Consider the following 20066-nt stretch of genomic DNA (forward strand, 5'->3'; position numbering starts at 1 on the left):
GAGCTCCTTTGGGCAGGATGTCCGGTTGAACGGAAAGAGGCGGGCATGGCGAACAAAGCGGCGCATTGCGCGCCGCCCTGTCGTCAGACTGTCATGCTTTTAAACCGCCCGCGTGCTTGATGCTACGTAACAGCGGCTGATTAACAGCGGCCACTTAGTAGCGGTAGTGGTTCGGCTTGAACGGACCGTTCTTGTCGACGCTGATGTAATTCGCCTGATAGTCCGACAGCACCGTCAGCTCCGCGCCGATACGACCCAGATGCAGGCGCGCGACCTTTTCATCAAGGTGCTTCGGCAACACGTAGACCTTGTTTTCATACTTGTCGCCGTGAACGAACAGTTCGATCTGCGCGATCGTCTGGTTCGTGAACGATGCCGACATCACGAACGACGGGTGACCCGTCGCGCAACCCAGATTCACCAGACGCCCTTCAGCCAGCAGGATGATGCGCTTGCCATCCGGGAAAATGATGTGGTCGACTTGCGGCTTGATGTTTTCCCACGTGTACTGGCGCGTGGAAGCAACGTCGATTTCCGAATCGAAGTGACCGATATTGCAGACAATCGCGTTGTTGCGCATGGCAGCCATGTGATCGTGGCCGATCACATGGAAATTGCCAGTTGCCGTCACGAAGATGTCGGCCTTGTCGGCGGCGTACTCCATCGTCACGACGCGGTAGCCTTCCATGGCCGCCTGCAGCGCGCAGATTGGATCGATTTCGGTGACCCACACCGTGGCGCCCAGACCGCGCAGCGATTGCGCGCAACCCTTGCCCACGTCGCCATAACCTGCCACGACCGCGATCTTGCCGGCGATCATCACGTCGGTTGCGCGCTTGATACCGTCGACCAGCGACTCGCGGCAGCCATACAGGTTGTCGAATTTCGACTTGGTGACCGAGTCGTTGACGTTGATGGCCGGGAACGGCAGGCGGCCTTCCTTTTCCATCTGGTACAGACGATGCACGCCAGTCGTGGTTTCTTCGGTCACGCCCTTGATGTGCGCGAGACGTGTGGAGTACCACACCGGATCGGCGTCGAGGTGCTTGGCGATCGACTTGTACAGCGCGACTTCTTCTTCGTTTTCCGGCTTCGAAATGACCGCGCGGTCTTTCTCAGCCTTCGAGCCGAGGATCAGCAGCAACGTGGCGTCGCCGCCGTCGTCGAGGATCATGTTGGCGAATTCGCCGTTCGGCCATTCGAAAATGCGGTGCGAGAATTCCCAGTATTCGTCGAGCGATTCGCCCTTGAATGCGAACACCGGCACGCCGCCTTTCGCGATCGCGGCGGCTGCATGATCCTGCGTCGAGAAAATATTGCACGATGCCCAGCGCACGTCCGCGCCAAGTGCCGTCAAGGTTTCGATCAGCACGCCGGTTTGAATCGTCATGTGGAGCGAACCCGCGACGCGCGCGCCCTTCAAAGGCTGCGAGGTCTTGTATTCCTCGCGCGTTTGCATCAGGCCCGGCATTTCGGTTTCAGCGATATTCAGTTCCTTGCGGCCCCAGGCGGCAAGTGACAGATCGGCGACGACGAAATCTTGCTTGGAATTTGAATCGAGAACTGCGGCGTTCATCACGCCCTCCTTTCTAAAAAATTGACTAGAAATTTGACGTGAGCGCGGTTCGATGCGGTGGCCGGGAAAGCGCTATGCGCATCCGAGCCCTCCGATTGAAGCCTTCGAGCCTGGCGGGCGGCCGGCGAATATGCTGATTCGCGGTACCCGTCGCAACGCTCCTCGAAGACGAACGGCGATTGTAGCAAATCGAGATGGCTTCGGGGCGTGGAACTGGTTGGAGTGGTTGGCGCTTTGGCTGGAGTCTGGCGCGCCTTGTCCTGTTGGCGGGCTGCTCCGGTGTCTGAAACCTACGCGGCCTGATTCGGAAGAATAGCCGCGGCGGCTTCGCCCGCGACGCTTGCCACGCGCAATTGCTCGATACCCGCGCGCGCGGTTTCGAGGAACTGCCTGGAAAAACGAAATGCGTCATCCAGATCGACGGGATCCGGCTCCCGCATGCCGAGTGCGATGCGGAAATAGCGTTCGGCGTGAATGCCGGCATGGTAATGCATGCGCACGCGCTTCACGTCGTCGAGGCGCCGGTTGCCGAAAATCTCGCGCAGCGCCCACGACAGCGCGCCATCTTCTCCACCGATGCGGCGGAACGCGTCATCCATCGGGAAGCCGCCGAGCGCGGCATACACCGCGCGGCGGATGATCAGACTGCTCGGCACCGTATTGCTGAGCGTCGCGGCATGCTTGTCGAAATTGGCGTGGCTGACGATATCGGCCGGGAAATCCGTGTACTCGACGTCGAGCCGCACGGACACTTCCCTGGGATTTTGCACGAGGAACGTGCTTGCGGCGGCCAGGGCGCCGGGCAGGTATTCGTCATCGGCATCGAGGAAGGCCAGCAGGCTGTGCGACGCATGCATCGCGCCCCAGTTGCGCGCGCGAGCCGCGCCGCCGTTGACCGGCATCCGCAGCAGGCCCACGCGTTCGTCGAGGCTTCCGCAATACGCAACGAGGTCGGCGGAGGCGTCGGTCGAACCGTCGTCCACTACGATGATCTGCGCTGCTTCGGGCTGAATCAGGCAACTTTGGAGGGCGCGGGCGAGCGTCGCCGCGCCGTTATAGCAGGGAATGATGATCGAGATGGGCGTCATGAATTGAAGCGGGCGCTGCAGGCCGAACGGTAGAGAACCGCCGATGGTAGCCCGTTTCCGCCGGCGTCCATCCTGGAAAAGCGATGTGCGCGACTGCGCCGAATCACGTGCCGCGCGTGCGCAGGGGTCGATACGAACGCACCAACAACTTGGGCCGCAACATAAATACGATGACTTACAATCATCCAGATCATTCCAAATTGGAATTCTGGAGCCCGAGATCGTGGAACTACGCGCGCTGCGGTATTTCGTCGAAGTGGTCCGCCAACAGAGCTTCACCGTCGCCGCCGAGCAGATGTTCGTCACGCAGCCGACCATCAGCAAGATGGTCAAGTCGCTGGAAGACGAAATCGGTTCGCCGCTGCTGTTGCGTGACGGACGTCAGATGGTGCTCACCGACGCCGGCCGGATCGTCTACCAGCGCGGTCAGGACGTGCTGGCGGCACACGCGCAGTTGCAGGCCGAACTGACCGATCTCGACAAGCTCGGCCGCGGCGAACTGACCATCGGCATTCCGCCAATGGGCGGCTCACTCTTCACGCCGGCCATTGCCGCCTTCCGCCAGCGGTACCCGAAAATCGAACTGAAGCTGTTCGAGCAGGGGTCGCGCGCGATCGAAACCGCGCTGATCCACGGTGAACTGGAGCTAGGCGGCGTGCTGCAGCCGGTCGACCCGGAAAATATCGAGGTGCTGCCGATGACGCGCCAATTGCTGTGGCTCGTCGCGCGCACGGGTTCGCGCTGGGACGATCTGCACGAAGTGCCGCTCGCCGAGCTCGCCCACGAGCCGTTCGTGTTTTACGGCGAGAGCCTCGCGCTCAACGATGTCGTGCTGAATGCGTGCCGCACCGCCGGGTTTGCGCCGACCATCGTCGGGCGCAGCGGGCACTGGGATTTCATGGCGGCGCTGGTGCTGGCCGGCGTCGGCATCGCGCTGTTGCCGGCGCCGTATTGCCGGCGGCTCGACGCCGCGCAGTTCACCTGCCGCCCGGTGGTGGAACCGGAGATTCCGTGGGAAATGGCGATTGGCTGGCGTCGTAACGGCTATCTGTCGCACGCGGCGCGCGCGTGGCTAGAGGTGGCCCGACAGACGCTCCCGGGCCAGGCTGGCGACGATTTCATGGTGGGGCCGGGTATCGGTATCACCGGCATCACGGCGCCGGTTCAGACACCGCCGCCACAAACGCCACCACCAACACCACCACAAACGCCGCCGGCCAAATGACACCATGCCGCCCGGCGCAAACCGGGTGACATGCTGTTTTTGAGGCTCGCCTCAAGGGCGCTATTACTATTGCGCGACAAACTCGATGCGACGGTTGGCAAAGCGGCCGCTCGCCGTGTCGTTGCTCGCCACCGGGTGCGCGTCGCCGTACCCTTGCGCGACCAGCGAATCCGCCGGCACGCCTGTCTTCACGAGATACGCGCGAACCGCTTCAGCGCGCTTCTTCGACAGTTGCAGATTGGCTTGTGCGCCGCCGACATTGTCTGAATAGCCGGCCACTTCGAGCCTGGCCGTCTTGCCGTTGTGCGCACATGCGTTCAGCACTTGCGCCGACTGGTTCAGATCTTCAATCGCCGAAGCCGGCACGCGGGCGCTGGCGCTCGTAAAGTTGATCACCTGCAGGTTCAGCACCTTGACCACGTCCGCTGCCGCGCACGAGCTGTCCGGCGTGAGCAGGCCCTTGATCGCGCCGCGGAAGGTCTCGGTTGCGTTGGCGACCGCCTGCTCGACGTTGAACGAACCGATCTGATACGACGCGCCGAACAGCGACTTCAGCTTGTCGAGCCAGCCGAGCCTGGCATTCGCCGCGCTGCCGCTCAATTCGATGTGCGCGCCGTCCATTTTCACTTCCGCACCCGGGAGTGCCATCAGCGGCAGCAGGCCGTCCAGATGAGCGAGCCAGTCGGCCGGCTTGGTGTCTTGATCGACCGTGACGTCCGCGACGAACCGGTCTGCGCCGAAGCGCCTGGTCAGCGCGTCGATCAGCTGGCTCTTTTCGGCTTCGCTGCCGACTGTCGCGGTGAGCGTCGGCTTGCCGCCGACGTCGACTGTGAAGCTCAGCACGCTGTCTTTGGTCGGCGCGGGTGCGGCTGCGGGTTGCTGCGCTTCGCTGGCGGCGCTTGCCGCAGCGGCGCCGACGGCAGGCGTGGAAGCCGCGACATCGCTGGCCGCGGGCGTTGCCGCCGCGGCGGCCGAGGCCTCACCCGGTGCGGACGCGGCTTGCGCAGTCACCGCAGCCTCCGCGCTGCTGCGTTCCGCCGATTGCTCGCTCTGGCAACCGCGCAGGAACAGGAAAGCCAGCACGGCGGCGATCGCCGCGAGCAGCCACCACAGCCACGTGCGCGGACGGCGCTCCTCGCGCACCACCGCGTCGGCAGGCACACGGATGCTCGACAGCGCTTCGGCTACCGGCTTCGCGGCAGGCGTCGGATGGTCGATATGCGCCGAGACCGCTTTCAACTGCGACAGGATATTGCCAGTGAACGCGCCGAGTCCGCTCAGACCGAGGCCGGTCATCAACCGGTCGTTCAGGTGCGGTGCAACGGCCGGCAGTTGGTGGCCCAGCAGTGTCGGCAACTGACCGACGTTGCCCTGACCTTCGAGAAAATAGCGTTTCAGCAGGCCCAGCAGCGTTGCGCCGACGATACCCGTCATGGCATGCGTGGCATGCGCCGGTACGCCGGTTTGGGTCGCGACTTCGTCGCTGAGCGTATCGACGCGGCGATCGAGCGCGCGCTCGAGCAACTGCCGCCCGACGCCTTCCAACTGGCTCATGCCCGTGGTGGTGCCGAGCAGTTGCGGCAACTGTTCGGCGATGTGCCCGTTCACCTCGGGCGAAAGGATCGTGGCGAACAGCGAGCGCGCGCCGTCGAGCGTCGCGCCCTTCTGCATCAGGCCGGCGACGAGCGCCGGGCCGGTTGTTGCCAGCACCTTCTGGGTCGCGTCCGGCGGCAGCCCGCAGCGGGCCGCCAGTTGTCGCACGACGCTGTCCGTCAACGCGGACTGAACCAGCTGAATCACATTGATACTCATCGCTTCGCTTCCTTGATTTCCCGAACGCGTCACCTGACGCGCTCTTTTTCGCGGCGCGATTATAGGTTTGGGGAAATCTCATAAACGGAACGGCACAATTTATGACGAATTAACCGACGTTCGCCTAGATATTCTTACATTTGCGAGCCGAATTAGGAAAGATTGATGGGCCGCCGTGGCTGGCGTATGGCAAGCGACGGCTGATGGATTTGCACGCGCTCGTACCTGCCGGTGGGCGCACGCGCTCAACGCGCGAAGAGCAACATAAAGCGCCGCCCGACTCGGGCGACGCTCGCCGTCAGGCCGGTCGGACGGTCAAACCGCCACGCCTGCCGTTCCCGCCGCCGCCGACGCCGCCGCCGCCGCCATCGCTATCACCGGCGCCGTTTGCCCGTCGCGCCGGCTCGCCGCGATCAATTCGGCCGCGCGCTCGCCGATCATCACCGTCGGCGAATTCGTATTGCCGCCGATCAAGGTCGGCATCACGGAGGCGTCGACGATCCGCAGTCCCGTCACGCCGCGCACCCGCAACTGCGGATCGACCACCGACTGCGCATCGCCGCCCATCCGGCAAGTGGCCACCGGGTGATAGATCGTGTCGGCATGCTCGGCGATGGTCCGGCGCAATTCCGCCTCGCTCTGGCCAGGATGCGTGTACAGCTCCTTGCCGCCATGCAACGCCAGCGAGGGCGCGTCGAGAATGCGCCGCGCCATCCGCGCGCCTTCCACCAGCAGGTCGAGATCGCGCGCGTCGCTGAAAAAACGCGGGTCGATCACCGGTGCGATGCGGGCGTCGGCGCTCGCCAGCGTCACCGTGCCGCGGCTATGCGGCCGCAGCACGCACACGTGTAGCGAATACCCATGGCCCCAGTGCATATGGCGGTTGTGATCGTCGACGAGCGCCGCGCAGAAGTGCAGTTGCAGGTCCGGGCGCGCGAGCGTGGGCCGGCTCTTCAGAAAGCCGCCCGCTTCGGCGACATTGCTCGACAGCATGCCCTGCCCATGCCGCATGAAGCTCACGAACTGCGGCAGCATCCGCGCGATGCCGCGAATCGAAAAGCCGGTCGGCTCGATCGACGACACCCGTTTGTTGATCGTGAAGTCGACGTGGTCGATCAGGTTCTGGCCGACCTCGGGCGCATCGTGCAGCACCGTCATGCCGAGCGACTGCAGATGCGCCGCCGGCCCGATGCCCGAGCACATCAGCAGTTGCGGCGAATTGAACGCGCCCGCGGCCAGCACCACCTCGGCGCGCGCTTCGAGCGTTTCGGTACGGCCGCCGCGCACGATTTCGACGCCGCTCGCGCGCTTGCCGTCGAAGCGCACGCGCAGCACCGTCGCATCGGCGATCGGATGCAGATTGGGGCGCTCGCGGTCGTAGATATAGGCGCGAGCGACGCTGCAGCGCCGTCCGTCACGCTGCGTCACCTGATAGAAGCCGATGCCTTCCTGATCCGCACCGTTGAAGTCGCTGTTGGGCTTGTAACCGGCTTCGGTCGCGGCCTGCACGAAGCGCTTCGAAAACGGATTGCGATAGCGCAGATCGGACACCGTCAGCGGCCCGTTGGCGCCGTGCCATGCATCAGCGCCGCGCTCGTTGCCTTCGGCGCGGCGGAAATACGGCAGCACGTCGTCCCACGACCAGCCTTCGCAGCCAAGCTGCGCCCATTCGTCGTAATCGAGCGGATGGCCGCGCGTGTAAATCATTGCGTTGATCGCGCTCGAGCCGCCAAAGCCCCGCCCGCGCGGCTGATAGCCCTGGCGTCCCGCGAGCCCCGGCTGGGGCGTCGTCAGATAACCGTAGTTGGTCTTGAGTTTGTGCGGCACGACGGCCGCCACGCCGACCGGCATGTTCACGAACAGATTGCGGTCCGTATGCGGACCGGCTTCGATCAGGGCGATCGTGGCATCGGGGCAGCTATCCGCCAGACGGCTCGCGAGCGAGCAACCGCCCGAGCCCGCACCGACGATAATGTAGTCGTATTGCATCCGCTCCTCCTGGTGGGGCCGCGTTGCTCGCGAACCCTGTCTCGTGTCGGTCGGAGTTAGCGTTTTAGCGGTTCTCCGATCCCATGCAAGCGATTGCAGCACACTTGTCTATGTCTGTTTTATCGGCATTGTAGGGAGCGTTGGCGTGCCACGGCGGGTTCATGTCAGAGCGATCCCTCTAAACGAAAGCGTCCCTGCGACCCTATGATGAAAGACGCGCATCCGCCCGCCGGGCGGCTTCGCAAGGCATTCAAACACGGCCCTTCGCGCGCCGTCCTCTGAGCGTGCGGCATGACACGCAGCGATAAAACAGCACGCCGTCGAGCAGCGACGGCGCGCATCCGGTGAACGGAGACAGCAGATGAAAGTGCACAGCTTCGGCCACACCCACGACGTGACCAATCAGGCGCCGCCGCTCGCGGACTACAACCTGTTTTCGAGCGACGTGGCTTTGTCCGCCGCGCTCGAACGCGAAGGGGCCGCGTGGCATCGCGAGGCACTGCAGCGGCACGGCGCGGCGCTCACCACGCCGGAAACGCTCGCACTGGCCGAACTGGCGAACCGCCATACCCCTGAACTTTTCACCCACAGCGCGCGTGGCGAACGCATCGACACGCTGGAGTTTCATCCTTCGTGGCATACGCTGCTGTCGCTGTTGCGCCGCGAAGGCCTGCACGCGTTGCCGTTCTCGGATCCGCAGCGCGGCGCCATGGTCGCGCGTTGCGCCGGCTACTTCCTGCACGCGCAACTCGAATCCGGTTCCCTCTGTCCGCTGACGATGACCTTCGCCAGCATCCCGGTGTTGCAACGCGAACCTGCGTTGTTCGACACACTGCGCGACAAGCTCTATACCCGCGAACACGATCCACGCGACCTGCCGCTCACGCAAAAAAACTCGGCCATGATCGGCATGGGAATGACCGAGAAACAAGGCGGCTCGGATGTGCGCAGCAACCAGACCCGTGCTTATGCCACGCGCGGCAGTGGCCGCGGCGCGGAATATCGGCTGGTCGGTCACAAATGGTTTTTTTCCGCGCCGCAATGCGATGCGCATCTGGTGCTTGCCCGCACCGACGATCAAGAAGGCCTCTCATGCTTTTTCGTCCCGCGTTTCGCGCCGGACGGCAGCAAGAACGCCGTGCAGATCCAGCGTCTGAAAGACAAGCTCGGCAATCGCTCGAATGCCAGCAGCGAAGTCGAGTTCCTCGACGCGTTCGGCATCATGATCGGCGACGAAGGCCGCGGCGTGCCGACCATCATCGAAATGGCGAACTACACGCGGCTCGACTGCGTGATCGGCAGCGCGGCCCTGATGCGCGCGGCGCTGGTGCAGGCGATTCACCATGCGCGGCACCGCAGTGCCTTCGGCCGGCAGCTGGCCGATCAGCCGCTGATGCGCAACGTGCTGGCCGACCTGGCGTTGGAATCGGAAGCCGCGACGGTCCTGTTCATGCGACTCGCCCGCGCTTTCGAAGCGTCCGCGGATGCATCGTCGTCCGCGCCGGCCGAACGCGCATGGCGCCGGATCGTCACCCCCGCGGCGAAGTACTGGGTCTGCAAGCGCACGCTCGAATTCACCGGCGAGGCAATGGAAGTGTGGGGCGGCAACGGTTATGTCGAGACGGGTCCCATGGCGCGCTTCTATCGGGAAGCGCCCGTGAATTCGATCTGGGAAGGCTCGGGCAATGTGATGTGCCTCGACGTGTTGCGCGCGATGGAGCGCGAGCCCGAAGCGGCGCAGGCCTTGTTCGCCGCGTGGCAAGCGGATGCGCAAGGGCACCCGGCGTTGAGCGCCGCGCTCGGCAAGCTCGCCGTCACGCTGAACGGCGCACCCGACACGCGTGAAGCCTCCGCGCGGCGGATCGCGCAACAGATCGTGCTGATCGCGCAAGCCACCTTGCTGGTGAAGCACGCGCCGCCGGAAGTCGCTGCGGCCTTCATCGCCACGCGTCTCGCCGACGGCTGCGGCGAGAGCGGCCGCGTGTACGGCACGCTGCCGGTCACGTTCAACCACGCGGCGATCATCGAGCGGGCGTTTCCGGCCTGACGCCAAATGGATGAATCGACCGGAATCCCGCATTTCAGGTTTGAAGCGGGCGAACCCGCCCGTGCTTTTGCAAAGCCTTTCGCAAGACCGTTGCGATACAGGACAACACACCAATAAGCGCGACTCGACGCGCACCGCTATCCATCAGGGAGTGGACACCTATGAAGAACGATCTGCCGGAAATCGCCGCGCTCGAAGCGCTGCTGCGCGAGCAACGCCATGCTTATTTGCGTGCGCCGTATCCGTCGTGGGAAAACCGCGCCGCGCATCTGAAAGCGTTGCGCAAAGTCATGCTCGACAACCGCGACGCACTCGCCGACGCGATGAACGCCGACTTCGGCAATCGCGCGAAACAGGAAGTGCTGCTCGCCGAATTCCTGCTGATCAAGGGTGAAATCGACGCCGCGCTCCGGCACGGCAAACGCTGGATGAAAGCGCAACGCCGCAGCACCAACAAATGGCTCCTGCCGGCGCGCGCGAAAGTCGTGCCGCAGCCGCTCGGCGTGGTCGGCATCATCGTGCCGTGGAATTATCCGGTGCTGCTCGCCGTCGGTCCGCTGATCAGCGCGCTGACGGCCGGCAATCGCGCCATCATCAAGATGTCCGAACTGACGCCGCGCACCGCGGCGCTCTTCGAGCAATTGATCGGCCAAACCTTCGCGCGCGATCACGTCGCGGTGGTGAACGGCGACGCCGCATTGGCCGCCGCGTTCAGCGCGCAACCGTTCGACCATCTGCTGTTCACCGGTTCGACCAGGGTCGGCCATGAAGTGATGCGCGCCGCCGCCGAACATCTGACGCCGCTCACACTGGAGCTTGGCGGCAAGTCGCCGGCCATCATCGGTCAGCATGCGCGCTTCGACAACGCGGTGGATAACCTCATCGCCGGCAAGACGCTCAACGCGGGCCAGACCTGTGTCGCACCGGACTACGTGCTGGTGCCGCGCGGCAAGGAGCAGGCGTTCATCGAACGGGCGCGCGCGCGGATGGCGAAGATGTACCCGGACTTTGCACACAACCTCGATTACACGTCGATCATCTCGGCGCGGCACTTCGCGCGGCTGCAACGTCTTGCCGACGAAGCGCAGGCCGTCGGCGCACAACTGCACAGGCTCACCGACAGCACGCCGAACGAGGCAAGCCGTCGCTTCCCGCTGATCGCCGTCACGAATGCGCCGGATGAAAGCGCGCTGATGCAGGAGGAGATCTTCGGCCCGCTGCTGCCGATCGTCTCCTACGACACGCTCGACGACGCGATCGCGTGGGTCAACGCGCGTCCGCGTCCGCTTGCGCTGTATCTCTACGCCGACGACACCGCCACCATCGAGCGTGTCACGCGCGAAACCATCGCGGGCGGCATGGCGGTCAACGAGACGTTGATGCACCTCGCGTGCGAAAGTCTGCCGTTCGGCGGCGTCGGGGCGAGCGGGATGGGCGGGTATCACGGCTACGAAGGCTTCGTCACCTTCTCGAAGATGAAGCCGGTGCTGATGCAGGCGCGCCTGAACGCGCGTGGATGGATTTCGCCGCCATACGGCAAACGGGTGAATGCGCTGCTGAAGCTGATGATGCGGTTTTGATGCGGCGGGCATCCGTGCGGCGGGCATCCGTGGGGCGGCCGGCCGTGCGGCGGGCATCCGCGCGGCAACCAACGCGCGGCGGCAAACCGCGCGACAGACACACTCAACGCCCGGCCGCGCCGCCAGAAACGTCCGTTATATCCGTCGCGACCACATCGATGACGTCCTCAACACCGGCCGCACCACCTTCCGGCTCATGCTCGGCGCCGCTTTCCAGCCGATGCAGCCAGGCGAGCAACTCCGCCACCGCCTGATAAAGCTGCGGCGGAATCCGCGTATCGAGATCGACCTGCATCAGCAGCGAGACCATTTCCGGCGCCTCGTGAACATACAGGCCTGCCTCCTTGGCGCGTTGCACGATCATCTCGGCCAGCATGCCGTAGCCTTTGGCGATCACGCGCGGTGCGGGATCGCTGCCTTGTGCGTCGTAGACGAGCGCGGCCGCGCTGCGGCGGTGTTTGCGGCTCATCACATATCCCAGTCGAAATTGTCGAGCGGCGCGGCGCCCGGGCTGCCGGCACGCGTATCGCGGCGCCCCGCCGGCACCTTGTCAGCGGCCGCAGCCGCCGCCGAGCGCGCATAGGCCGACGCCGCCGCTTGCGCAGTCGCCGCTGCCCCGGCAGCGCTCGCCCCGGTAGCCGGCGCGCCGCCGCCGATTTCACGAATCGTCAAGCCGTTCAATTCGATGCCCGCAGCCGCGAGCCGTTGCCGGAAGCTCTCACCCTGCATCGCCAGCCGCGCCGCGCCGGCCGGACTCGCCTGGACGCGCGCGACCAGCCGCGAGCCGGTCAGCGTCAGGTCCGCATCGACGGTACCGAGCGTCGGCAGCGAAAGCGTGAGGCGCGTACGCCAGGGTTGATCCTCCTCGCTTGCCGTGCCGCCGCCGCTGCGGTCCCACTCGTCGCCTTCCTGCTCAATGGTCCAGTCGAGCTTGGCGCCCGGCCATGCTTCGCCGGTCCAGCGAAACTGCCCGGTGGCGAGCAGATCGAGTTGCTGACGCACCAGGGGAACCGTCACGGGATGAACCGCCGCCATCGATTGCGAGTTTTGCGACGACCCGTCCTCGGCCAGTTGCGCCGCGGCGCTGTGCGCGTTCGAGTGCGCCGGCTGGCCGTTCAGGTCAGGCAGAGAACTCGCCAGCAGCTCGCCCGCGACGAACCGCGCGGCCTGCGCGGTTTGGATGGACGGCATCGCACGGGCTGCCGCGTTGCCGTCCGGCGCGGCGTTGGCCGGGCCGTTGGGGCCCCCGCCTGTACCCGTGCCCTGACGAGGCGCCGCGTTGGACGAAGAAGCCTGGTCGGCGTCACCCGCCCAGTCGAGCGGCAATTGCGTCGCAGCTGCCACCAGCTTGTTTTGCGCTTCGTCAGCGAGCGCGACAGGCGGCCGCTCTCCCGCCAGCCATTGTGCAAGATGGGATTCGTAGAACAGACCGCTAGTGCCCACCGTCTGTTCGAGCGCGGCCGCGAGCGCCGCGACCGGCACCTGCGCCGCCGCCACATTGGCGGTGGCCGTCGTCGCGGCGGCATTCGGATTCGTGGATGAAGTGGACGTATCGAACAGCGGCAAGCCGCCGGCCTCGACATCGAGCGCCGGCGCGGCCGGCCAGATGGGCACCTGGCCGAGCACCGCAGGGGTTGCCTCGCCGCCCGAGTTGATGATCGCGTTGAGCACCAGCGCGACGGCGGACAGCGCGGTTTGCGCGGAAGCAGGCGGAGTGGCGGGTGGCGTGAGGGGCGTGACGGTGACAGGCGCGCTATCGACGCCCGCCGCACCGGTCTGCGAGGCGGTCGCGCTGCCCGGCGCGAGATTGAGCAGACTGTCGACCCGGTTCGCGAGCAACGAACTGACGACCGTGTCGATTCCGTTCATACCCATTCCTTCGTCACAATGGCGGCAACGCGCTTACATACCCTCGGGCAGACTCACGCCAACGCGCGTTCCGTCGATAAACTCAGCGCGCCCCGTACAGTTCCTTGAGCACACGAGTCGGCCGTCCGGCGAACAGCGCCGACAGATTGGCCATGCGCGGATTCGCCAGATCGCGGATCGCGGCGTCGTCGGCCAGGATCTGACAGATCAGTGCGTATTTGCGCAAGCGCTCCGCATCGTCCAGCTTGACGCCGGTTTCGGCGTCTTTCAACGCTTCCACCAGATGCCGATATTCCTCCTGCAATTCGACCAGATCGTTCCACAGGGCACGCCGGGCAGCCGTCAGCATGCGGCGGGAAATCGCTGCAATCGCCTCGTAGCGGGCGAAATATTCTGCGTTCGATGTCATCTCATGCTTTCCGCGGCCGGCTGGGTTGCCATCCGCGCGATCTCGGGGGCAATGCCGATCCATGCTTCTTCGAGCGTTGCCAGCAGGCCGTCTACTTCGACCAGCATCGCCTCGCTCTGTTTTATGTTGGCTTCGAGCAGCCGGCGCGTCATATAGCTATATAGCGCGTCCAACCGCTCTGCAATCTCGCCGCCCGCTTCAAGGTTGAGCGACTGCTGCAGCCCGCTTTCGACGATCTGAATCGCCTTGCCGATCGCCTCGCCTCGAGCCGGCACATTACCCATCTGAAGATGCACGCGCGCTTGCGCGATTGCTCGCCGGGCGCCCTGATACAACATCACGATCAGACGATGCGGACTCGCGCCCATCACCCCCGTCTCGACGCCGACGCGCGTGTACGCATCGGCTCCAGAGTGTTCTGGGGAAAACATCGGCGCTCCTCCTCTCTTGCACTTCAGTTGTCGCGACACGCGATCCGGATGCGTTGCCGCACCACAATCTCTGCCTGTATCTGGTTATCGGATAGGCAGTGGGAAAGCTTTAGGCCGATGTAAGGAGGATTACGGCTAGACAGAGGCGATATCGCGCTGAACGAGGCAAGGCCGCCCGCCACGAAGCGCCGCAAGGGCACACCGGGCGGACTGTCCTGCCGTGCAGCCGCACGGCGTTGCAACTGGGCGCATGGGTTCGGACGGGCGGAACAGCCCTGCCGCCCGAACCGCTTCGAATCGCGATTACACCGACATCTGCATGATGTCGTTATAGGCCGAGACCAGTTTGTTGCGCACCTGCAGGCCGAACTGGAAACCGACGTTAGCTTTCTGCATGTCCACCATCACGTCGTTCAGCGAGACGTTGGACGCGCCGAGTTCGAATGCCTGCGATTCGCCGACCGCCTTGGTCTGATCGCCGCTGATCTTGTCCAACGAGGCCTTCAGCGCCGAGGCGAAACCGCCGGCCGAAGCCGCGCCGGACGAATCGGCCACGCCGGCCGCCGAGCTGCTGCCGGCCGCTTGCGCCGCCATCGACTGCATCTGTTGCAGCGCCGACGAGAGCGCGTTCACGGGCATTGTCATGTTCTCTCCAGGGAATGACGACCGGCATGCCAGAAACCGTACCGATCTGAGCGAAAGCATAGCAGTGGGCCATCCGGGAAAGCCCCGAAACTAGGGGGGAAACCCGGCTCTATTCAAGCAATCGGGTTGAGCGGCGCTGCGGATAATTTCAATGGTGAAAGTCTCTGTCCGTGCGCCCGCCGACCCTCGGTGCGGCTGAGCGACAGAAACGCAAAGGCATCCCGGAGATACCCGACGCATGGATTCGTCAGCCAACTCTTTGATCAACCCCGACGCCCGCATGGGTCTCGCCGGCGCTCAGCCAGGCGCGGCCGTGGCGGGCACCGGCCAGGCCGGCGGCGCAGCCGATCTCGGCGGCCTCGGGGGCAACCTGGGCGGCAACTTCGGCCAGCGCCTGTCGGGGCTCGCGCAAATGCGCGGCAACCCGCGCGCGCCGCTGATTTTCGCCGTCGCGTTGCTGGTCGCCATCGTCGCAGGTCTGTTCCTGTGGTCGCGGGCGCCGGACTACAAGGTGCTCTACAGCAATCTGTCGGACAGCGACGGCGGCTCCATCATCACCGCGCTGCAAGCCGCCAACATTCCCTTCAAGTTTTCCGACTCCGGTGGCGCGATCCTCGTGCCGGCCGAGCAGGTGCATGAAATGCGTCTGCGTCTGGCTTCGCAAGGCTTGCCCAAGAGTGGCTCGGTCGGTTTCGAACTGATGGACAACCAGAAATTCGGCATCAGCCAGTTCGCCGAGCAGGTCAATTATCAGCGCGCGCTGGAAGGTGAACTGGAGCGCACAATCGAGTCGATTTCGTCGGTGAAGTCGGCGCGCGTGCATCTGGCCATTCCGAAACCTTCCGTGTTCGTGCGCGACAAGGAAACGCCGTCGGCTTCCGTGCTGGTCAACCTCTATCCGGGCCGCGTGCTCGACGAAGGGCAGGTGCTGGCGGTTACCCATATGGTGTCGTCGGCGGTGCCGGATTTGCCGGTGAAGGGCGTGACCATCCTCGACCAGGACGGCAATCTGCTGACGCAGCCGTCCACCGGCAGCGGTCTGGACGCCTCGCAACTGAAGTACCGTCAGCAGATCGAACGCAACACGCAACAGCGCATCGACGCGATCCTTTCGCCCCTGTTCGGCTCCGGCAACGCGCACTCGCAGGTCAGCGCCGATATCGACTTCTCGCACAGCGAGCAGACCTCGGAAAACTACGGTCCGAACGGCAGCCCGCAGCAGGCGGCGATCCGCAGCCAGCAATCGAGCACCGCCACCGAGATGTCGCAAGCCGGCGCCTCGGGCGTGCCGGGCGCGCTGTCGAACCAGCCGCCCCAGCCTGCTTCCGCACCGATCACGGCGGCCAGCGGCACGCCGGGCGTGACCACCACGCCGGTCAGCGACCGCAAGGATTCGACCACCAATTACGAACTCAACAAGACCGTCCAGCATCTGGAGCAACCGATGGGCGGCATCAAGCGTCTGTCGGTAGCCGTGGTGGTCAACTATCAGCGCGTGGTCGACGCGAGAGGCCACGCGACGATGCAACCGGTCACCGCCGACAAGCTCGCCCAGGTCAATCAACTGGTGAAGGACGCAATGGGCTTCGACGCCACGCGCGGCGACTCGGTCAACGTAGTCAACAGCCCGTTCACCGCCGACGTCGACCCGATTGCCGACCTGCCATGGTGGCGCACGCCGGACATGATCGCGCTCTACAAGCAGATCGCGACCTACCTCGGCATTGGCGCCGTGGCCCTGTTCCTCTACTTCGTGATGGTGAAGCCGGCGCTGCGCCGCGCTTTCCCCCCGCCGGAGCCGGTCGCCGCCGCGCTGCCGTCGCCAGGCGACGAACCGATCCTGCTCGATGGCATTCCGGCCGCCGAGCGCGAAGGTGCAATCGTCCAGCTGGAAACGGACAGTGAAATGCTCGCGCTCGAAAGCGCCAAACAGAAATACGAACGGAACCTGGAGTTCGCGCGCAACATCGCGCGCCAGGATCCGAGGGTCGTTGCAACCGTCGTGAAAAATTGGGTGACCGATGAGCGCTGAAGGCGTAATGAAGAGCGCGCTCCTGCTGATGTCGATCGGCGAGGAAGAAGCCGCGCAGGTGTTCAAGTTCCTCGGGCCTCGTGAGGTCCAGAAGATCGGCGTCGCCATGGCCGCCTTGAAGAGCGTGACGCGCGAGCAGGTCGACGAGGTCTTGCAGGAGTTCGTCCGCGAGGCGGAAACGCACACCGGCATGTCGCTGGATTCGAGCGAGTACATCCGCTCGGTGCTCACCAAGGCGCTCGGCGACGACAAGGCTGGCGCAATCATCGACCGGATTCTGCAGGGCAGCGATACCAGCGGGATCGAAGGCCTCAAGTGGATGGACTCCGCGGCGGTGGCCGAACTCATCAAGAACGAGCATCCGCAGATCATCGCGACCATCCTGGTTCACCTGGACCGCGACCAGGCCTCCGAAATCGCCACCTTCCTCAACGAGCGGCTGCGAAACGACGTGCTGCTGCGAATCGCGACGCTCGACGGCATCCAGCCGGCCGCGCTGCGCGAACTCGACGACGTGCTGACAGGCCTCCTGTCCGGCAGTGACAACCTGAAGCGCAGCCCGATGGGCGGCATCCGCACGGCGGCCGAAATTCTCAACTTCATGTCGAGCAATCATGAAGAAGGCGTGATCGAGAACGTTCGCCAATACGACGCGGAACTCGCGCAGAAGATCATTGATCAGATGTTTGTGTTCGAGAACCTGCTCGATCTGGAAGACCGCGCGATCCAGCTGTTGCTGAAGGAAGTCGAGTCCGAGGCGTTGATCATCTCGCTGAAGGGCGCGCCGCCCGCGCTGCGCCAGAAGTTCCTGTCGAACATGTCGCAGCGTGCTGCCGAACTGCTCGCCGAAGATCTCGATGCGCGCGGCCCGGTGCGCGTCTCCGAAGTCGAGACGCAGCAACGCCGCATCCTGCAGATCGTGCGCAATCTGGCGGAAAGCGGCCAGATCGTTCTAGGCGGCAAGGCGGAAGATGCATATGTCTGATCAGAACACCTCGGCGAAGGAAAGGCTCTCGGCCTACCAGCGCTGGGAAATGGCCTCTTTCGATCCGGTGCCGCCACCCGCGCCGCCCGAACCCGAAGTCGACGACGGCGCATTCGAGGCCGAACTCCAACGTCTGCGCGACGCCGCGCATGCGCAGGGCGTCGCGACGGGTCACGTGGCCGGGCAGGCGCTCGGATATCAGGCCGGTTACGACCAGGGCCACGCTCAAGGTTTCGCGCAAGGCCAGAGCGAAGCACGCGAAGAAGCGGCGCGCCTGGCCGCGCTGGCCGAGACCTTCAAGAGGGCACTCGATGGCGCGCAGGGCGCGATCTCCGAGACGCTGGTTGCGTTGGTGCTGGATATCGCGCACCAGGTGGTACGCCAGCATGTGCAGCACGATCCGACCGCGCTGATCGCCGCCGCCCGCGAGGTACTGGCTACGGAACCGGCGCTGATCGGGGCGCCGGCGCTGATCGTCAGCCCCGCCGACCTGCCGGTCGTCGAAGCCTATTTGATGGAAGAACTGCAAACGCGTGGCTGGACGGTGCGCACCGATCCGTCGGTCGAACGCGGCGGCTGCCGGGCGCAAGCCAACACCGGTGAAGTCGATGCCGGTATCGATACGCGCTGGGAGCGCGTCGCCGGCGCCCTCGGCAAGGTGAGCACATGGTGAAGCCGACGCTCGAAGAGATCCGCGCCAGCGATCTGACGCCGCTCGAACGCGAGCTCGCGCTGGCGTCGTTCGGCGCCGAGGCGCTGGTCGATATGCCGGCCGCCGCTACGCCGGCTGCGGCTGCAGTCGCGGCCATCGACGCTGCGTTGCGGGATACGGGCGCCGGGCATCCGGGCGCCGGGCATACGGGCGCCGGGCATCCGGGGGCCAGCCACCCGGCAACGGGTGCAGCGGCAAGCCGCGAATCCGCTCCCGCGAGCCGTGAATCCGCCACTTCGAGCCCCGCTTCAACCGCCGCCTACGCCCCATACGATCCCGCACTCGACACCAACCCGTACGTCCAGGCCTGGCGCGGCCGGCTCGACGCGCTGCGCGCGCGCAGCGCAATCGCCAAGCCGATGCGTGCCTGCGGACGGTTGACGCGCGCCGCCGGCCTGGTGCTCGAAGCAGTGGGCCTGCGCCTGTCGGTGGGCGCCGAAGTGATGATCGAACTGCCGGCCGGCAGTTCGCTGCCGATGGCCGAAGCCGAAGTGGTCGGCTTCTCCGGCGACAAACTGTTTCTGATGCCGACGACCGAAGTGATCGGCCTCCTACCCGGCGCGCGAGTCTATCCGCTTGAAAGCGCGCCGATCGCCGATCCGATGGCGGGCGCGAAGCGCTTGCCGGTCGGCTGGGAATTGCTTGGCCGCGTGCTGGACGCCTCCGGCCGCCCGCTCGACGGCCTCGGCCCGCTCGGCGCGCATGCCGACGCGCCGCTGTCCGCACCGGTCATCAACCCGCTGAACCGCGAGCCGATTCATAAGGTGCTCGACGTCGGCGTGCGCGCGATCAACTCGCTTCTGACCGTCGGCCGAGGCCAGCGCATGGGCCTGTTCGCGGGTTCGGGCGTGGGTAAATCGGTGCTGCTCGGCACGATGGCGCGCTACACGAGCGCCGAGGTGATCGTGATCGGCCTGATCGGCGAACGCGGCCGCGAAGTGAAGGAATTCATCGAACAGATTCTCGGCGAGGAAGGTCTTGCGCGCTCGGTCGTGATCGCGGCGCCGGCCGACGTCTCGCCGCTGTTGCGGATGCAGGCCGCGTCGTACTCGACCTCGCTGGCTGAATACTTCCGCGACCAGGGCAAGCACGTGCTGCTGCTGATGGATTCGCTGACCCGTTACGCGATGGCGCAGCGCGAGATCGCGCTGGCCGTGGGCGAGCCGCCCGCCACCAAGGGCTATCCGCCTTCGGTGTTCGCCAAGCTGCCGGCGCTCGTCGAGCGCACCGGCAATGGTCCGGCAGGCGGCGGCTCGATCACTGCGTTCTACACCGTGCTGACCGAAGGCGACGACCAGCAGGACCCGATCGCCGACTCCGCGCGGGCGATTCTCGACGGCCATATCGTGCTGTCGCGCTCGCTCGCCGAGGCCGGCCACTATCCCGCGATCGACATCGAAGCGTCGATTAGCCGGGCAATGACCGCGTTGATCGACGATAACCATCTCGAGAAGACGCGTATGTTCAAGCAGATGCTGTCGCGCTATCAGCGCAACCGCGATCTGATCAACGTCGGCGCCTATTCGAGCGGGCGCGACGCGCTGCTCGACCGGGCGATTGCGCTGTATCCGCGAATGGAAGCATTTTTGCAGCAAGGTTTTCGCGAGTGCGCGAACTTTGAACCGAGTCTCAAGATGCTGGACGCGCTGTTTGCCTAAGGAGGCTG

The 20066-nt window shown here is 65.1% G+C and carries 16 protein-coding genes and 1 riboswitch; of the genes, 7 read left to right on the plus strand and 9 right to left on the minus strand.

The genetic code is table 11. The annotated features are described in order from the left end of the window. Positions 1–154: 154 nt before the first annotated feature. Positions 155–1576, minus strand: a complete 1422-nt coding sequence (ahcY, locus tag PQR53_RS13995; RefSeq protein WP_408454502.1) for an adenosylhomocysteinase — start codon at positions 1574–1576, stop codon at positions 155–157. A gap of 33 nt (positions 1577–1609) precedes the next feature. Next, positions 1610–1746, minus strand: a riboswitch (S-adenosyl-L-homocysteine riboswitch). A 120-nt stretch (positions 1747–1866) separates the two neighbouring features. Then, positions 1867–2664 carry a glycosyltransferase family 2 protein gene (locus PQR53_RS14000; RefSeq protein WP_408454505.1) on the minus strand — a complete coding sequence of 266 codons (798 nt, stop codon included), beginning with the start codon at positions 2662–2664 and terminating at the stop codon, positions 1867–1869. 223 nt (positions 2665–2887) lie between these two features. Here PQR53_RS14000 and PQR53_RS14005 point away from each other — a divergent pair, with 223 nt between their 5' ends. Continuing rightward, positions 2888–3889 carry a LysR family transcriptional regulator gene (locus PQR53_RS14005; protein WP_408454508.1) on the plus strand — a complete coding sequence of 334 codons (1002 nt, stop codon included), beginning with the start codon at positions 2888–2890 and terminating at the stop codon, positions 3887–3889. Positions 3890–3955: 66 nt separating this feature from the next. Here the strand turns inward: PQR53_RS14005 and PQR53_RS14010 are convergent, their stop codons facing one another. Together PQR53_RS14010 and PQR53_RS14015 are read right to left on the minus strand one after the other, a co-directional pair. Further along, on the minus strand, positions 3956–5701 hold the full coding sequence (locus tag PQR53_RS14010; protein WP_408454510.1) for an OmpA family protein: 1746 nt from the start codon (positions 5699–5701) through the stop codon (positions 3956–3958). A 315-nt stretch (positions 5702–6016) separates the two neighbouring features. Then, positions 6017–7690, minus strand: a complete 1674-nt coding sequence (locus PQR53_RS14015; protein WP_408454512.1) for a GMC family oxidoreductase — start codon at positions 7688–7690, stop codon at positions 6017–6019. Positions 7691–8051: 361 nt separating this feature from the next. On the opposite strand from PQR53_RS14015, the gene PQR53_RS14020 reads away from it, so the two are divergent. Together PQR53_RS14020 and PQR53_RS14025 are read left to right on the plus strand one after the other, a co-directional pair. Next, a complete protein-coding gene (locus PQR53_RS14020) occupies positions 8052–9737 on the plus strand; it encodes an isovaleryl-CoA dehydrogenase (protein ID WP_408454515.1) in 1686 nt (561 codons plus the stop codon). A 161-nt stretch (positions 9738–9898) separates the two neighbouring features. Further along, a complete protein-coding gene (locus tag PQR53_RS14025; RefSeq protein ID WP_408454518.1) occupies positions 9899–11317 on the plus strand; it encodes a coniferyl aldehyde dehydrogenase in 1419 nt (472 codons plus the stop codon). Between the two features lie 103 nt (positions 11318–11420). Here the strand turns inward: PQR53_RS14025 and PQR53_RS14030 are convergent, their stop codons facing one another. The 5 genes from PQR53_RS14030 to fliE all read right to left on the minus strand — a co-directional run bounded on the left by PQR53_RS14030 (position 11421) and on the right by fliE (position 14671). Then, the gene (locus PQR53_RS14030) at positions 11421–11786 is read right to left on the minus strand and encodes an EscU/YscU/HrcU family type III secretion system export apparatus switch protein (RefSeq protein ID WP_408454521.1); all 366 of its coding nucleotides are present in this window, start codon (positions 11784–11786) and stop codon (positions 11421–11423) included. Further along, complete coding sequence (gene fliK / locus PQR53_RS14035; RefSeq protein ID WP_408454524.1) at positions 11786–13186, minus strand: flagellar hook-length control protein FliK; 1401 nt, start codon at positions 13184–13186, stop codon at positions 11786–11788. The genes PQR53_RS14030 and fliK overlap by 1 nt, the downstream gene beginning before the upstream one ends. An 82-nt stretch (positions 13187–13268) precedes the next feature. After that, positions 13269–13595 carry a flagellar protein FliT gene (locus PQR53_RS14040; protein WP_408454527.1) on the minus strand — a complete coding sequence of 109 codons (327 nt, stop codon included), beginning with the start codon at positions 13593–13595 and terminating at the stop codon, positions 13269–13271. Continuing rightward, the gene (gene fliS / locus PQR53_RS14045; protein WP_408454530.1) at positions 13592–14026 is read right to left on the minus strand and encodes a flagellar export chaperone FliS; all 435 of its coding nucleotides are present in this window, start codon (positions 14024–14026) and stop codon (positions 13592–13594) included. Before fliS ends, PQR53_RS14040 begins: the two co-directional genes overlap by 4 nt. 303 nt (positions 14027–14329) lie before the next feature. Next, positions 14330–14671 (minus strand): flagellar hook-basal body complex protein FliE, encoded by a 342-nt coding sequence (gene fliE, locus PQR53_RS14050; protein ID WP_408454533.1) that lies wholly within the window; start codon positions 14669–14671, stop codon positions 14330–14332. A 238-nt stretch (positions 14672–14909) separates the two neighbouring features. On the opposite strand from fliE, the gene fliF reads away from it, so the two are divergent. From fliF to fliI, 4 genes are read left to right on the plus strand one after another with little or no spacing between them, the layout of a single operon-like run. Further along, positions 14910–16703 carry a flagellar basal-body MS-ring/collar protein FliF gene (gene fliF / locus PQR53_RS14055; protein ID WP_408454535.1) on the plus strand — a complete coding sequence of 598 codons (1794 nt, stop codon included), beginning with the start codon at positions 14910–14912 and terminating at the stop codon, positions 16701–16703. Then, positions 16693–17688 (plus strand): flagellar motor switch protein FliG, encoded by a 996-nt coding sequence (gene fliG / locus PQR53_RS14060; protein ID WP_408454537.1) that lies wholly within the window; start codon positions 16693–16695, stop codon positions 17686–17688. Before fliF ends, fliG begins: the two co-directional genes overlap by 11 nt. After that, positions 17675–18361, plus strand: a complete 687-nt coding sequence (gene fliH, locus PQR53_RS14065) for a flagellar assembly protein FliH (RefSeq protein ID WP_408454540.1) — start codon at positions 17675–17677, stop codon at positions 18359–18361. Before fliG ends, fliH begins: the two co-directional genes overlap by 14 nt. Further along, positions 18355–20058: a flagellar protein export ATPase FliI gene (gene fliI, locus PQR53_RS14070; protein ID WP_408454543.1), complete on the plus strand. Its 1704-nt coding sequence runs from the start codon at positions 18355–18357 to the stop codon at positions 20056–20058. Before fliH ends, fliI begins: the two co-directional genes overlap by 7 nt. The last annotated feature ends 8 nt before the right edge of the window (positions 20059–20066 follow it).

The sequence above is a fragment of the Paraburkholderia fungorum genome (assembly GCF_046027605.1).
Classification (GTDB): Bacteria; Pseudomonadota; Gammaproteobacteria; order Burkholderiales; family Burkholderiaceae; genus Paraburkholderia; species Paraburkholderia fungorum_F.